The 15,965-nt window shown below is 46.3% G+C and carries 11 protein-coding genes; 10 read left to right on the top strand and 1 reads right to left on the bottom strand.

Features of this window, described 5'->3' with window-relative positions; genetic code table 11:
* Positions 1 to 616 precede the first annotated feature (616 nt).
* The 10 genes from CAG68_RS21420 to CAG68_RS21375 all read left to right on the top strand — a co-directional run bounded on the left by CAG68_RS21420 (position 617) and on the right by CAG68_RS21375 (position 15,168).
* Positions 617 to 2,299 carry an ABC transporter substrate-binding protein gene (locus tag CAG68_RS21420; protein ID WP_005380037.1) on the top strand — a complete coding sequence of 561 codons (1,683 nt, stop codon included), beginning with the start codon at positions 617 to 619 and terminating at the stop codon, positions 2,297 to 2,299.
* 170 nt (positions 2,300 to 2,469) lie between these two features.
* Entirely contained in the window at positions 2,470 to 3,456 is a 987-nt protein-coding gene (locus CAG68_RS21415) for an ABC transporter permease (RefSeq protein WP_005380038.1), read from the top strand.
* 2 nt (positions 3,457 to 3,458) lie between these two features.
* Positions 3,459 to 4,484, top strand: coding sequence for an ABC transporter permease (locus tag CAG68_RS21410; RefSeq protein WP_054730004.1), 1,026 nt, complete (start codon positions 3,459 to 3,461; stop codon positions 4,482 to 4,484).
* A gap of 2 nt (positions 4,485 to 4,486) precedes the next feature.
* Positions 4,487 to 5,470, top strand: coding sequence for an ABC transporter ATP-binding protein (locus CAG68_RS21405; protein WP_005386550.1), 984 nt, complete (start codon positions 4,487 to 4,489; stop codon positions 5,468 to 5,470).
* 47 nt (positions 5,471 to 5,517) lie between these two features.
* Entirely contained in the window at positions 5,518 to 6,513 is a 996-nt protein-coding gene (locus CAG68_RS21400) for an ABC transporter ATP-binding protein (protein ID WP_005380041.1), read from the top strand.
* A 63-nt stretch (positions 6,514 to 6,576) separates the two neighbouring features.
* Complete coding sequence (locus CAG68_RS21395; RefSeq protein WP_161441629.1) at positions 6,577 to 8,316, top strand: glycoside hydrolase family 9 protein; 1,740 nt, start codon at positions 6,577 to 6,579, stop codon at positions 8,314 to 8,316.
* A gap of 2 nt (positions 8,317 to 8,318) precedes the next feature.
* Positions 8,319 to 9,209 carry an N-acetylglucosamine kinase gene (locus CAG68_RS21390; protein ID WP_086047028.1) on the top strand — a complete coding sequence of 297 codons (891 nt, stop codon included), beginning with the start codon at positions 8,319 to 8,321 and terminating at the stop codon, positions 9,207 to 9,209.
* 8 nt (positions 9,210 to 9,217) lie between these two features.
* On the top strand, positions 9,218 to 11,137 hold the full coding sequence (locus CAG68_RS21385; protein WP_025768196.1) for a beta-N-acetylhexosaminidase: 1,920 nt from the start codon (positions 9,218 to 9,220) through the stop codon (positions 11,135 to 11,137).
* An 84-nt stretch (positions 11,138 to 11,221) separates the two neighbouring features.
* Entirely contained in the window at positions 11,222 to 13,630 is a 2,409-nt protein-coding gene (locus CAG68_RS21380; protein WP_086047029.1) for a GH36-type glycosyl hydrolase domain-containing protein, read from the top strand.
* Between the two features lie 125 nt (positions 13,631 to 13,755).
* On the top strand, positions 13,756 to 15,168 hold the full coding sequence (locus CAG68_RS21375) for a phosphoglucomutase/phosphomannomutase family protein (protein ID WP_161441628.1): 1,413 nt from the start codon (positions 13,756 to 13,758) through the stop codon (positions 15,166 to 15,168).
* 157 nt (positions 15,169 to 15,325) lie between these two features.
* Here the strand turns inward: CAG68_RS21375 and CAG68_RS21370 are convergent.
* A partial coding sequence (locus CAG68_RS21370) for an ATP-binding cassette domain-containing protein (RefSeq protein WP_161441627.1) occupies positions 15,326 to 15,965 on the bottom strand: 640 nt, incomplete at its 5' end.

The raw sequence follows: 15,965 nt of genomic DNA, 5'->3' as shown, positions 1-15,965 counted from the left end.
ACCTTATCCATTTAACTTGTCTTAACTAGGTAAGTTCGAGCAACCGAAAAAACTTCATTCATATAATAAAAAAAGGACAACAAACGGAAGAAAACTGTCGATAAAAAAGGCCATTTTTCAGATAACAAGCGGATTTTGACGAACTATTGATAGAGATTGCGAACTTAATCACAACAGAACGGCAGATTAATTTTTAGCTGATTAATTAACACCATTTCTGCATGTGAGCGAGATCTCCGAACCTAGAAAACAAGCAGGAAACGTATATTTAAAAAGGACCAGCAGGTTAGTAATCACCAACACTTATTATTAACAAGGATATAAACTGCGACGCATATCAACGTTTATTTTTTGGCCCAATGCTGGTTAAAATTAGCCAAAATAACGTTTATAACGGAGAGCTCAGAGATTTTAACGTTTTTAACGGGAATCAAGTTTGATTATTTTATGGATAAGGTGTTTTCTTACTCCTACCTAAGGCCTACAGGCCACTCTTGGCGAAACTCAATGTTGTAATGAGTAAGGCATGTACAAGAGGTAGGTCTTAGAGAGTGTTTATCAATTGATGACATTCAATTCCATTTAGTGAAATGAAAGCAAATAGTAAGGAACAGCTATGCTTGCCAATATTAAAAAAACAGCACTAGCAACAGCAATTATTGCAACGGCTACTACAGGTTTTGCATCGGTAGCTACTGCGGCTGAACGCAGTGAACTGACTATCCACCCTAAAGAGTTTACAACTTTCGTTCGTAACTTTAACCCTTTCTTGGGTGCAACTAACCTGCACACAACAACCGACTTTATTTACGAGCCGCTCGTTGTTTTTAACGAAATGCACGGTAACACGCCTGTATTTCGTCTAGCAGAAAACTTTACCATGGCTGATGACCTGATGAGCGTAACCTTCGATATCCGTAAGGGCGTAAAATGGTCTGATGGCAAAGCGTTTACCGCTGATGATGTTGTTTATTCTTTCAACCTAGTTAAAGAGAAGCCAGAGCTAGACCAATCTGGTATCAACTCTTGGGTGACTGGCGTAGAAAAAGTTAACGACTACCAAGTTAAATTCCGTCTAAGCGAAGCAAACTCAAACGTTCCTTACGAAATTGCGAAAGTACCAGTCGTACCTAAGCACGTATGGAGCAAAGTAAAAGATCCAGCAACATTCACAAACGAAAATCCAGTAGGCAGTGGTCCATTTACTGAAATCGACACTTTCACACCGCAGCTATATATCCAGTGTGAGAACCCGAATTATTGGGATGCTGACAACCTAGATGTAGATTGTCTGCGTGTGCCACAAATCGCGAACAACGACCAATTCTTGGGCAAAATCGTTAACGGCGAAATGGACTGGACGTCTTCATTCGTACCAGACATCGACCGTACGTACGCTGCAGCAAGTCCGAATCACCACTACTGGTACCCACCAGCGGGTACTCAAGCATTTGTAGTGAACTTCAAAAACCCAGACGCTGCGAAAAACGAAGCACTAACTAACGTTGACTTCCGTCGTGCGTTCTCTATGGCGCTAGACCGTCAAACTATCATTGATATCGCTTTCTACGGCGGCGGTACAGTGAACGACTTCGCATCTGGCCTTGGCTACGCATTCGAAGCTTGGTCTGATGAAGAGACGCACAACAAGTACAAGGGCTACAACACATACAACGCGGAAGGTGCGAAAAAGCTTCTAGCTAAAGCTGGCTTCAAAGATGTAAACAAAGATGGCTTTGTGGATACACCATCTGGCAAGTCTTTCGAGCTCCTAATTCAATCACCAAACGGTTGGACTGACTTCAACAACACAGTACAACTAGCCGTTGAGCAACTAGCAGAAGTGGGCATTAAAGCTCGTGCTCGTACACCAGACTTCTCGGTATACAACCAAGCAATGCTAGAAGGTACTTACGACGTTGCTTACACCAACTACTTCCACGGTGCAGATCCACACTTGTACTGGGATAGTGGCTACAACTCGAAGCTACAAGCTGGTGACGGCATGCCTCGCTTTGCAATGCACTTCTACAAGAACGATAAGCTAGACGGTCTTCTTAACAGCTTCTACAAGACAGCAGATAAGCAAGAACAGCTAGAGATCGCTCATGGCATTCAGAAGATCATTGCTCAGGACCAAGTAACTATTCCTGTGCTATCTGGCGCGTACATGTACCAATACAACACAACTCGCTTCACTGGTTGGTGGAACGAAGAAAACCCTAAGGGCCGTCCAAACATTTGGGCAGGTATCCCAGAGCGTCTACTTCACGTACTGGACCTAAAACCAGTTAAATAAGTAGAAGTTCATTTCAAGCGGCATACATCCCGTGTGCCGCCTATAAAAATCCCTTGTTAACGAAACCAATATGTGGCGCTCGTCGTCAGGGGATTTTTCGCTCTAAATTTCGCTAGGAGCGACCTGAAACCAGAAACAGGGAAAAAATCTGGGTGAGTAAGGTGTGAGTTATGGGTTATTTTTTAAGACGTTTGTCGTTCTATCTTGTCGCGCTCTTAGTTGCAGCGACGTTAAACTTTATTATTCCGCGAGCAATGCCTGGTGACCCAGTTACCATGATGTTTGCTAATGCTTCAGTACAGGTGACTCCAGAACGAATCGCAGCAATGAAAGAACTGCTCGGTTTCGTTGATGGGCCAATTTACATTCAGTACTTCTCGTACATTAAAAACATTCTAAGTTGGGAATTGGGCACCTCAATCCAGTTCTACCCACTTTCAGTTAATTCTTTACTAGGTAGTGCATTTGGCTGGTCACTATTTCTAGCTGGTACTGCGGTTGTACTTTCTTTCTCCATCGCTTCTGTCCTTGGTATTTTTGCCGCCTGGAAGCGCGGTAGTAAGTACGATGCATTCGTAACGCCTGGCACATTGATCATTCAAGCTATTCCACAAATGGTTATCGCAATGTTAGCGCTGTTTACCTTTGCGATTGGCCTGAAATGGTTCCCATCTGGCTATGCTTACACGCCAGGTACTATTCCTGATTGGACAAGCTGGGAGTTCATCAAGAACGTGGGTTACCACGCTGTACTACCTCTATTCTGTGCAACCATCGTTCAAATTGGTGGCTTCCTAGTTAACATGCGTAACAACATGATCAACCTTCTCGCCGAAGACTATATCACGATGGCTAAAGGTAAAGGGCTGAGTGAAAACCGCGTCGTCTTTAATTACGCCGCACGTAACGCACTACTTCCAAGTGTTACCGCACTGTCTATGTCTTTGGGTATGGCCATTGGTGGTCAATTGATCATCGAGATGATTTTCAACTACCCAGGTTTAGGCACCGTGCTACTTAACGCAATTCACGCTCGTGACTACCAAGTACTTCAAGGTCAGTTAATTATCATGACGATGTTCATGCTGTGCTTCAACTTAATGGCTGACATGCTGTACATGATTCTAGACCCTCGCCTACGTACGGGAGGCAAATAATCATGAAAGAACTATTCAAACTTATTTTAGGTAACGCATTCGCTCGAATCGGTCTTGGTATTGTTACCGTATTCGTATTCGTTGCGATCGCCGCTCCTTTACTTACAAAGCATGCGCCAGACAAGCGAACCGGTAACCCACACGAATACCCAAGCTTTGTTGTAAAACAGGCACAAAACAATCCTGATGGTTGGGTCGCTAAAAACCTAGCAGACGATCGTCGTACGCTGATTATGTCTAAAAAGGCCGACCACGTATTAGGTACTAGCCGAATGGGTCGCGATATCTGGTCGCAAGTGGCTTACGGTGCACGAGTATCACTGGGTGTAGGCTTTGGCGCTGGCATCATAGTGTGCTTCTTAGCAACAGTCATTGGTATATCGGCAGGTTACTTCGGCGGCAAAGTGGATGACGTATTGAGTGCCGCGATGAACATCATGTTAGTAATTCCGCAGTATCCATTGCTATTCGTGTTGGCGGCCTTTATCGGTGAAGCAGGCCCACTCACCATTGCCTTGATTATCGCTGGTACTTCTTGGGCATGGGGTGCACGTGTTGTCCGCTCTCAAACTATGGCACTACGCGAGAAAGAGTTCGTTAAAGCTGCCGAAGTATTGGGAGAGTCTTCATTCCGCATCATCTTCGTTGAGATTTTACCAAACCTTATCCCAATTGTCGGTGCGAGCTTCATTGGCTCAGTAATGCTGGCGATCAACACTGAAGCGGTCATTTCGTTCCTAGGTTTGGGTGATGCCAACACGATCAGTTGGGGCATCATGCTTTACAACGTGCAAACCTCATCAGCCATGCTGATTGGCGCATGGTGGGAAGTACTAGCACCTTGTATTGCCCTAACACTACTGGTTACTGGTCTTGCTCTGTTGAACTTTGCCGTTGACGAAATTGCGAACCCTCAACTTCGTTCTCACAAAGGCATGAAACGCTGGAAAAAACTAGCAGCAAAAGACAAGAAAGAACGTGAGCCTGAACTGGCACCACAAAATGCACTATGGAGCGGAGATAAATAATCATGACTGCACCACTAATTTCCATCCGTAACCTATGCGTAGACTACATCACAGACGCGGGCGATGTCCGCGCCTGTAACAACGTGAGCTTCGACATTGCACCAGGTGAAGTATTCGGTCTGGCTGGTGAATCTGGCTGTGGCAAATCCACTGTTGCCTTCTCACTAATGCGCCTTCATAAGCCGCCAGCGTTTATCACAGGTGGTGAGGTGATCTTTAACGGTGAAGATATCCTTCAGTACAGCGATGATCGCATGCAAGCGTTCCGCTGGAGTGAAATGTCGATGGTATTCCAGAGTGCGATGAACGCTTTGAACCCTGTTCTAACCATGGAAGAGCAGTTCTGTGACGTCATCATGCGTCATACCAATATGACTCGCGCTCAAGCAAAAACACGCGCTGAAGGTCTGCTGGAAATCGTTGATATCCACCCTAGCCGATTGAGTGATTACCCGCACCAGTTCTCTGGTGGTATGCGTCAACGTCTAGTAATCGCAATCGCTTTGGCTCTGAACCCAAAAATGATCATCATGGACGAACCGACTACCGCATTGGATGTAGTGGTTCAACGTGAAATTCTACAAAAAATTTACGCGCTTAAAGAAGAGTTTGGTTTCTCAATTCTGTTCATCACACATGACTTGTCATTGATGGTCGAGTTCTCGGATCGTATCGGCATCATGTACTCAGGTGAGTTGATTGAAGTCGCGCCTTCTAAGCAAATTCTGGAAAGTCCTTACCACCCTTACACCAAAGGTTTGGGTAGCTCTTTCCCTCCACTAACTGGACCAAAGACCAAATTGACTGGTATTCCAGGTAACCCGTTGAACTTGCTAGAAGTACCACAGGGCTGCCGCTTCCAAGCTCGTTGCGACCGCGTACATGAAGCATGTACACGTGTACCAACCCAATTACGTCAAATTGAACCAGGTCGCCTCTCAAATTGCCATTTGTACGGCGACACCATTGCTCAAGCTAAGGTTTAACAACAAAAAAACACTAGCTAAGAACAAAAATTACACTGGAGAGAATTATGAGCAAACAATTCGGCGAACTGCTGATTGAGGGTAAAAATGTCGTTAAGGACTTCCCTTTAAACAGTAACTCAATCAAACAATCTAAGATGCGCGCAATCAACGACGTCTCTTTCAAAATGTACAAGAGCCGCGGCTTGTCAGTGGTAGGTGAATCTGGTTCAGGTAAGTCTACTACTGCAAAAATGATTGCAAAAATGTACGCACCAACCGATGGCATCATTGAATACAAAGGTCGTGATATCCAAGACATCACCTCTCGTCACGATTTAATGACCTACCGTGAAGGTGTACAAATGGTGTGGCAAGACCCGTTTGGCTCGCTAAACCCAACGCACAATATCTTCCACCATATTGCGCGCCCGCTGCTGATTCATAAGAAAGTAGCACCGGGCAACAAGAAAGAACTGGAAGAGCGTGTGTACGACCTACTTGAACAAGTTGGTCTTATTCCACCAAAAGAAACGGCGCAAAAGTTCCCGCACCAGCTATCTGGCGGTCAGCGTCAGCGTGTCAACCTGGCTCGTAACATCGCGGTTGGAGCTGAAGTAGTCTTGGCGGATGAGCCAACATCCATGCTCGATGTATCGATCCGCGCTGGCGTTTTGAACTTGATGGAAGAGATGAAGTTTGAAAAACAAATGTCTCTGCTCTACATCACTCATGACATCGCAACAGCGCGTTACATTGCTGAAGATCTTGCGGTCATGTACGTAGGTCACATGGTTGAATGGGGCGATACTGAAGAAATCATTCACGACCCTCAACACCCATATACGCAACTGTTGGTATCTGCGGTTCCAGATCCATCGAAGTCTATTCACGAGAAACTGAAAGGCAACAAAGGGGAAATCCCACTTTGGACACCAGAATCTGTCGGCTGTCCATTTGCTGGACGTTGTGTACACGCTACCGACAAATGTCGCGAACGACTACCAGGCGTCACTCAACTGTCCGACAACCACTTTGTCCGCTGTTACTTATTTGAAGATTAATCATAACGAGGGTCAGGTTCAGCCTGACCCACTCCTGTTTTTATCGTTTCCCGGAGACATTGAATGCTGCTACTGACTAACCACATTGGTTATGAACGTCTGGGCCCAAAGAAAGCCATTATCCAGACCGAACAACCACACTTGTCTTCTTACACTGCTCAATTGATTTGTGCCACTAGCGAGCAAACCGTGGCAACTTTTGCGGTTGAAGAACAAGGTAAAGTGGCGAACTGGCATCAGGGCTATTTCTACCTCATCGACTTTTCCTCTTTCACAACGTCAGGTGACTATTTCTTGCAAGTAGAAGATACGCGCTCTTCCTCTTTCATCGTTGGCGAACACATTCTGTTGGATCAAACTTTGTCAGATGTGATCCACTATTTCAAATCGCAACGTTGCGGCGGAATCTTCGATCAACAAGATCGACAACTTCCAGTACTAAACTCCAATAAAAAGGTTGATGTACACGGCGGCTGGTACGACGCATCAGGAGACGTTAGCAAGTATTTAAGTCACCTTTCATACGCGAATTATTTGAATCCTCAACAAACCCCAATGGTGGTTTGGAACATCCTAAAAGGGGTTTCATTGCTTGAAGGAAGCGAAGAAATTGCAGCTTTCACACATACACGTCTGATTGAAGAAGCCCTGTTCGGTGCAGACTTTCTTGTGCGTATGCAAAACGAAAAAGGCTTTTTCTACATGACGGTCTTTGACAAGTGGAGCAAAGATACTGCGCAACGCGAGATTTGCGCGTACGAAACTCAACTTGGTCACAAATTTGACGACTATCAAGCAGGCTTTCGACAAGGTGGCGGTGTCGCCATTGCAGCGCTAGCGGCAGCGTCGCGTTTAAGTGTTCACGGTGAATACGATCAACAAAAATACCGCAACGCTGCCGAAAATGGTTACTGGCACTTAAAAGAGCACAATACGCAGTACCTCAATGATGGGGAAGAAAACATTATCGACGAATACTGTGCGCTACTGGCTTGTGTAGAACTGTTTAAAGCAACCAAAGAAACTCGCTACTTGGAAGAGAGCCGTTTGTGGGCGCAACGTTTAGTTGCACGCCAAATGAGCGACGAACAGATTCAACACTTTTGGTCAGCAAACCAAGACGGCAGCCGTCCATATTTTCACGCAGCCGAAGCTGGTCTACCAGTTATTGCCCTATGCGAATATCTATCAATTGAAGACGACTCAGCACGAGCGGAATCGGTAAAACGTATCGTAAACCTAGCGTGTGAGTTTGAGATCACAATATCGAATAGAGTGATCAACCCATTCGGTTACCCTCGCCAATATGTTAAAGGCGTAAATGAGTCAAAACGCGAGGCATTTTTTGTCGCGCACAACAATGAATCCGGCTATTGGTGGCAAGGCGAGAATGCTCGACTGGGCTCACTCGCGACCATGGCGTACCTTGCTCAACCGCATATAGCGTCGCAAGAAGTACAGCAACAACTTTCTGTGTTTGCTCAAGATGCATTGAACTGGGTTGTAGGCTTAAACCCATACGACATGTGCATGCTAGATGGCCATGGTCGTAACAACCCTGATTACCTCCCTCAATATGGTTTCTTCAACGCAAAAGGTGGCGTGTGTAACGGAATCACTGGCGGCTTTGAAGACGAGGAAGACATTGCATTTAACCCACCAGCACAAAAAGAAGACGTGTTACAAAACTGGCGCTGGGGCGAACAATGGATCCCGCATGGCGCTTGGTACTTACTCGCGATAATGAGTCAAGCTCAGCATGTTTCTCAGTTGGCGACCTCTAAAAATATGAAGGAAGAATAATCATGGGAATGTATTTTGTCGGTATCGATGGTGGCGGCACGTCATGTCGAGCCAGGATTAAAGATTCACAAGGTAATTTTCTTGGCGAGGCCAAAAGCGGCAGTGCCAACATCATGCTAGGTGCTGAAATAGCAATGGCTTCGATTCTTGAATCCATCACTTCGGCTACCGAGCAAGGCGGTCTGACACAACAAGATTTCGCGTCGATGCACGTCGGCTTAGCCCTTGCTGGCGCAGAGCACAAAGCATCTTGGCAAGCCTTCATGTCTCTTCCTCATCCATTTGCCAGTATGACTCTGAATACCGATGCTTACGGTGCGTGCGTTGGTGCGCACAATGGCGAAGATGGCGCAATCATGATTGCGGGAACCGGTTCTTGTGGCATCTACCTTAACGGATTGGAGCAACATGTTGTCGGTGGTCGTGAGTTCCCTATTTCGGATCAAGGTGGCGGCGCAGTGATGGGGCTACGCCTAGTTCAGCAAGTTTTGTTAGCTGAAGATGGCATCAGAGAAAAAACGCCCCTAGCACAACACGTTATGACGCATTTCGGAAATGAGGTCGACAACGTGGTGGCGTGGTCAAAACAGGCGCTTCCTCGTGATTATGGGCAGTTTTCTCCGGCTATTTTCCAACATGCGGAACAAGGCGATGCACTGGCCATTGAAATGCTGAAGCAAACCGCAGCGGATATAGAAATGTTTCTCGTGGCATTAAACAAGCGCGGCGCAACACGTATTTGTTTAATGGGCAGCATAGCTGAACGCATTGTACGTTGGCTTTCACCACCAGTTCAGCAATGGATTGTTGAGCCACAGTTTGACGCGATTGAAGGCGCAATTATGTTTGCTGGCAAACCAGAACATAACCTTTACTCGCTCAGTGCGGCGTAGGAGTAGATATGGAATATCGTGTTGATCTCGTAGTCCTTTCTGAGCAGAAACAAAACTGCCGCTTTGGCCTCACCTTTCATAACTTGAGCGACCAAGACCTAAACAGCTGGAGCTTAACTTTCGCTTTCGATCGTTACATTCTTCCAGACAGCGTTTCAAATGGTCAACTGACTCAAATTGGTAGTTTTTGCACACTTAAGCCAGAAGGGCTGGTACTGGCTGCCAACCATCACTATTACTGTGAATTCAGTATTGGTTCGAACCCATTCCGTTATTACTCGGATGGCTTTAACGAAGCGATGATCAACTTTGTCGTTGATGGAAACCCACAGCGCGCACAAGTGGATGTCACGCCTATCGTATTAGCTTCACCATACCGTGAACGCAGTGAGATTCCTGCAAGTTTAACCCATGCACAACCCTTGCTGCCAAAACCAAACCATATTGAGGTCAGCGATCACTATTTTAGCTTTGATCATCATGCTGGCGTCGCGGTTTATTCAAGCCTGGCCAATTCAGCTAAAGAATGGCTACTTGAAGAGCTTAAGCGCATTCACCAATTTGAGTTCGCATCAGACAATGGCAGTCAGATCATCTTCAAAGGCAACCCAACCTTGGATGAAGGCGCTTACAAACTGAAAGTAGCCGAAGAGTCAATCAAAATTGAAGCAGGATCTTCGTCTGGTTTTACCCATGCTTGTGCAACGTTATTACAACTAATCAAAGTTGGCGATCAACCTAACTCAATGGAAGTAGTTTGCTGTTCAATCAAGGATAGGCCACGCTTTCGTTACCGCGGTATGATGCTGGATTGTGCTCGTCATTTTCACTCCGTTGAGCAAGTCAAACGCTTGATCAACCAACTGGCTCATTACAAGTTCAATACGTTCCATTGGCATCTTACCGACGATGAGGGTTGGCGAATTGAAATCAAATCACTGCCTCAACTAACCGATATTGGTGCTTGGCGCGGATTGGATGAGATCAATGAACCACAGTACACGCACTTTGATGAACGTTACGGCGGCTTCTACACACAAGAAGACATCAAAGACGTTATCGAATTTGCATCGCAACGCGGCATCACCATCATTCCTGAAATTGATGTACCTGGTCATTGCCGAGCCGCCATCAAGTCGTTACCACACCTATTGGTAGAAGCGGAAGATACCACCGAATACCGCAGTATTCAGCATTACAACGACAACGTCATTAACCCTGCTCTGCCGGGGAGTTATGAATTTATCGACAAAGTGCTAGAAGAAGTCTCTGCGCTTTTTCCTGCGCCTTACGTTCATATTGGTGCCGACGAAGTACCTAACGGCGTATGGTCAAAAAGCCCAGCATGCCAAGCACTAATGGAACAACTGGGTTACAGCGACTACAAAGATTTGCAAGGACACTTCTTGCGTTATGCCGAAGACAAACTTCGTAAATTGGGCAAACGCATGCTGGGCTGGGAAGAGGCTCAACACGGCGACAAAGTCAGTAAAGATACGGTGATCTACTCATGGCTAAGCGAAGAAGCGGCATTGAACTGTGCTCGCCAAGGCTTTGATGTGGTGCTGCAACCAGCACAAACCACTTACCTAGATATGACCCAAGACTACGCACCTGAAGAACCGGGCGTGGACTGGGCAAACCCACTGCCACTAGAAAAAGCTTACAACTACGAGCCGCTCGCTGAAGTGCCTGCTGACGACCCAATACGTAAGCGCATTTGGGGCATTCAAACAGCATTATGGTGCGAAATTATCAATAACCAACCTCGCATGGACTACATGATCTTCCCTCGTTTAACTGCAATGGCAGAAGCATGTTGGACAGACAAACAACACCGAGATTGGACCGACTATTTATCACGCTTGAAAGGCCATCTACCTCTGCTTGATTTGCAGGGAGTGAATTACCGTAAACCGTGGAAGTAATACAAAACTGATGTCGAAACATCACGCTTGAAGAGTTTTTAAATTTTGGCTGCTGATGCAGCTTCGTAAAAAGGAAAGACACAAATGAAATACGGCTATTTCGATAACGAGAATCGCGAATACGTCATCACTCGCCCTGACGTACCAGCACCATGGACCAACTACCTAGGTACTGAGAAGTTCTGTACGGTTATCTCGCACAACGCGGGTGGCTACTCGTTCTACAACTCTCCAGAATACAACCGTGTTACTAAATTTCGTCCAAATGCGACATTCGATCGCCCAGGACACTACGTTTACTTGCGTGATGATGAGACAGGTGATTACTGGTCAATCTCTTGGCAACCAGTTGCGAAGAGCCTAGACGAAGCAAACTACGAAGTTCGTCACGGCTTGTCTTACTCTAAGTTCAAATGTGAATACAGCGGTATTACCGCAACAAAAACTCTGTTCGTGCCAAAAGGCGAAGACGCTGAAATCTGGGATGTAGTGATTAAAAACACCTCTGACAAACCACGTACGATCAGTGCATTCTCATTTGTTGAGTTCTCATTCAGCCACATTCAATCTGATAACCAAAACCATCAGATGTCTCTGTACTCAGCAGGTACGGCTTACAATGAAGGCGTGATTGAGTACGACCTGTACTACAACACCAACGATTTCGAAGGTTTCTACTACCTAGCTTCAACATTTGATCCAGATTCATACGACGGTCAACGTGACAGCTTCCTTGGCCTATACCGTGACGAAGCAAACCCGCTAGCGGTAGAACAAGGTAAGTGTTTCAACACAGCACAAACGTGTTACAACCACTGTGGCTCTCTGCACAAGCAATTCACTATCCAGCCGGGTGAAGAAGTTCGCTTTGCTTACATTCTAGGTATCGGTAAAGGCAATGGTGACCGTCTACGTGCTAAGTACCAAGACCTTGCAGAAGTCGACAATGCATTTGCGGGTATCAAAGCACACTGGGATGAGCGTTGTGGCAAGTTCCAAGTGAAATCACCAAACGAAGGTCTAGATACCATGATCAACGCTTGGACGTTATACCAAGCGGAAACGTGTGTGGTGTGGTCTCGCTTTGCTTCATTCATCGAGGTGGGAGGCCGTACTGGTCTTGGTTACCGCGATACAGCGCAAGATGCAATCTCAGTTCCTCACGCTAACCCAGCAATGACGCGCAAACGTATCGTTGACCTACTGCGCGGCCAAGTAAAAGCGGGCTACGGTCTACACCTATTCGATCCAGATTGGTTTGATCCAGAAAAAGCGGATGTTAAACCATCGAAATCCCCAACCGTAGTTCCAACACCTTCTGATGAAGACAAGATTCACGGCATCGAAGACACTTGTTCCGATGACCATCTATGGCTAGTTCCAACCATCTGTAAGTACGTGATGGAAACCGGTGAGCACAGCTTCTTCGACGAAGTGATCCCTTACGCCGACGGTGGCGATGCAACGGTTTATGACCACATGAAAGCCGCGCTAGACTTCTCGGCTGAATACGTAGGTCAAACCGGTATCTGTAAAGGTCTGCGTGCAGACTGGAACGACTGTCTGAACCTAGGTGGCGGCGAATCGTCAATGGTGTCGTTCCTACATTTCTGGGCACTGCAGGAGTTCATCGACCTAGCTAAATACCTAGGCAAAGAAGCCGACGTTGAAAAATACACGGTGATGGCAGCAAACGTTCGTGAAGCGTGTGAAACCCACCTTTGGGATGACGAAGGCGGTTGGTACATCCGTGGTCTGACGAAGAATGGCGACAAGATCGGTACTGCGCAACAATCGGAAGGCCGAGTACACCTAGAGTCAAACACACTTGCGGTACTTTCTGGTGCGGTATCTCAAGAGCGCGGCGAAAAAGCGATGGACGCTGTCGATGAGAACCTATTCTCTGAATACGGCCTCCACCTAAACTCACCATCTTTTGCAACACCGAATGATGATATCGGCTTCGTAACTCGTGTTTACCAAGGCGTAAAAGAGAACGGTGCGATCTTCTCGCATCCAAATCCATGGGCTTGGGTAGCTGAGGCGAAACTGGGTCGTGGTGATCGTGCAATGAAGTTCTACGATGCGCTAAACCCATACAACCAGAACGACATCATCGAAAAACGTATTGCAGAACCATACTCATACGTACAGTTCATCATGGGTCGTGACCACCAAGACCACGGTCGTGCAAACCACCCATGGTTAACAGGTACGTCAGGCTGGGCTTACTTCGCTGTTACCAACTTTATCCTTGGTGTGCGTACAGGCTTCGATGGCCTAACTATCGATCCATGTATCCCAACGAACTGGCCTGGTTTCGAAGTGACTCGTCAATGGCTAGGTGCAACGTACAACATCAAAGTCGTTAACCCAGACTCAGTAAGCAAAGGCGTTAAGTCGATTACTGTGAACGGTGAAGCAGTGAATGGTGCCTCTGTCCCAGTTCAAGCGGAAGGTTCAGTAAACGAAGTTATCGTTACTCTAGGTTAATCATCTTTTAGGGGAGTCCTTCTCCCCTTTTGATTTATCCGGTGCATTTATGTTTTACAAGTGCATCGGTTCGCTAGCAAAGATTTAAGACGCGGTGGGATGCCGCTCTTATCGAGGATCGAATCATGATCAAATTTGGTACAGGCGGTTGGCGTGCATTTATTGGTGAGGAGTTCACCAAAGATAACGTACGCTTGGTTGCCCAAGCAGTTGCAAACATCACGAATAACGAATCGGTTGCTGATCGCGGTTTTGTGATTGGCTATGACCGTCGTTTTCTTTCCGATAAAGCAGGTCGTTGGTTCGCTGAAGTTCTAGCAGCAAACGGCATTATGGTTAGCTTTATCGACAAATTTGTCCCAACACCTATCGTAATGTTTAAAGCGAAAGAAATGGGCTGCGCATACTCGGCATGTATTACCGCATCACACAACCCTGCCGATTACAACGGCATTAAAGTCTTCATTGAAGGTGGTCGTGACGCAGATGAAATCATCACCCAAAAAATCGAATCACAAATAGACGCGCTCACTGCGCAAGATGTAAAAAGCGTCGACTTTGAACAAGCGGTTGAAGATAAGCTGATTGAAATCATCAATCCGATGAACGAATTCGTTGACTCAATCATCGACTTTATCGACATCGGAGCGATCAAGAAGGCGAATTTACGTGTTTTGATCGACCCAATGTTTGGTGTCGCGAAAAACGCACTGCAAACCGTATTAATCAACGGCCGCTGTGACGTTGATGTGATTAACGATGGCAAAAACCCAGACTTCGGTGGGTTAATGCCTTCGCCAAGCGCTGCAACACTCTACCGTTTGATGCACCTAGTGAAAGAGCAAGGTTACGATATTGGCATCGGTACTGATGGCGATGCGGACCGTCTTGGTATTATCGACGAAAAAGGTAACTTCATTCATCCAAATGAAGTGCTACTGCTGCTTTACTACTACCTACTTGAATACAAAGGCTGGAAAGGCTCCGTGGTACGTAACATCGCAACCACCCACCTTCTCGATAAAGTCGCCGAAGATCATGGCGAGAAATGCTTTGAGGTTCCTGTAGGCTTTAAGCACATCAGCTCCCAAATGGAAGCGGATGACTCACTGATTGGCGGGGAAAGCTCTGGTGGCCTAACCATTCGCGGCCACATCAAAGGTAAAGACGGCGTATTCGCATCAAGCCTATTGGTAGAAATGATTTCAGTAACCGGCAAGAAGCTGTCTGAGTTGCTGGATGAAATCTACGGCAAGTACGGCTATGCCTACATGGCAGAAGGCGATTGCAAGCTCAAACCAGCGCAAAAAGACGTACTGTTCAACAAGATTTATGTTGAAAAGCAGTTGCCTGAGTTCGAGTTTGAAATCGAAAAAGTCAGCTATGAAGATGGTGCGAAAGTCTACTTCAAGAACGGCGGTTGGATCATCGCTCGCTTCTCTGGCACTGAGCCACTGCTACGAATTTTTGCAGAGATGCAAGATAAGGACACTGCGGAACGTGTTCTTCAACAGTTTAAAGACTTCTTGTCTTTATAACTGAACCTTGTGCCCGCTTCGAGCACTATGATGAGAGTCAACGCTGTCTGAAAAGGCGCTCATCAACAGGAGAAGAGCACTTGCCCGGCTCCACAGCCGGGCTTTTTTATTGTATGTTGGGAAGTCGTAAACGAGATAGAAAAGATACTCAGGAGCGTTAAGCAAATGCCAGGACGCCTTGCGTTTCAATTTTCACCGCGACGGACTCACCTATATTTAATGCTTGCGAAGCTGTAGCTAACAAACGGTCACCATTCGCGTTAATCACATAACGGCAGTGATCACCCATAAAATGCTGTTCCAATACGGTTACCGAACTATCTTCATCGGATTGAATTTGCACATGCTGCGGTCTTAGCAGTAAAGAGCACTCCGCCTGTACTGGAATATCTTGTTGAGCCGTGGCTTCAACCACGCCCAAGTGGGTTTCATATTCTGAATTCGAAACCCGTTTAGCAGCAAGGTAACTGCCACCACCTAAGAAATCAGCGACAAATTTACTTGAAGGCTGGTAGTAAAGCTCAGATGCTGTGCCATATTGCTCGATGACTCCATTGTTCATCACTGCCATTTTATCGGCGAAAGCAAAAGCCTCTTCACGGCTATGCGTAACAAAAATGGCAGTCACACCTTGGGCCTTAAAAATCTTACGGATCTCACTTATCAACTCATGGCGAACTTGCGTATCAATATTAGAAAACGGTTCATCAAGTAACAATAAGTCTGGGCTGTAAGCTAATGAGCGAGCAATCGCAACACGCTGCTGCTGTCCACCAGACAATTGATGAGGATAACGA

The organism is Vibrio sp. V42_P2S4T144 (assembly GCF_009904715.1).
GTDB classification, from domain to species: Bacteria; Pseudomonadota; Gammaproteobacteria; order Enterobacterales; family Vibrionaceae; genus Vibrio; species Vibrio alginolyticus.
Note: the sequence above shows the minus strand (reverse complement) of the source record. Positions and strands in the feature narration are given on the sequence as shown.

Excerpts from the sequence above, each read along its gene's own strand:
- CAG68_RS21420 (WP_005380037.1), top strand. The coding sequence starts at position 617 with ATGCTTGCCAATATTAAAAAAACAGCACTAGCAACAGCAATTATTGCA.
- CAG68_RS21415 (WP_005380038.1), top strand. The coding sequence starts at position 2,470 with ATGGGTTATTTTTTAAGACGTTTGTCGTTCTATCTTGTCGCGCTCTTA.
- CAG68_RS21410 (WP_054730004.1), top strand. The coding sequence starts at position 3,459 with ATGAAAGAACTATTCAAACTTATTTTAGGTAACGCATTCGCTCGAATC.
- CAG68_RS21405 (WP_005386550.1), top strand. The coding sequence starts at position 4,487 with ATGACTGCACCACTAATTTCCATCCGTAACCTATGCGTAGACTACATC.
- CAG68_RS21400 (WP_005380041.1), top strand. The coding sequence starts at position 5,518 with ATGAGCAAACAATTCGGCGAACTGCTGATTGAGGGTAAAAATGTCGTT.
- CAG68_RS21395 (WP_161441629.1), top strand. The coding sequence starts at position 6,577 with ATGCTGCTACTGACTAACCACATTGGTTATGAACGTCTGGGCCCAAAG.
- CAG68_RS21390 (WP_086047028.1), top strand. The coding sequence starts at position 8,319 with ATGGGAATGTATTTTGTCGGTATCGATGGTGGCGGCACGTCATGTCGA.
- CAG68_RS21385 (WP_025768196.1), top strand. The coding sequence starts at position 9,218 with ATGGAATATCGTGTTGATCTCGTAGTCCTTTCTGAGCAGAAACAAAAC.
- CAG68_RS21380 (WP_086047029.1), top strand. The coding sequence starts at position 11,222 with ATGAAATACGGCTATTTCGATAACGAGAATCGCGAATACGTCATCACT.
- CAG68_RS21375 (WP_161441628.1), top strand. The coding sequence starts at position 13,756 with ATGATCAAATTTGGTACAGGCGGTTGGCGTGCATTTATTGGTGAGGAG.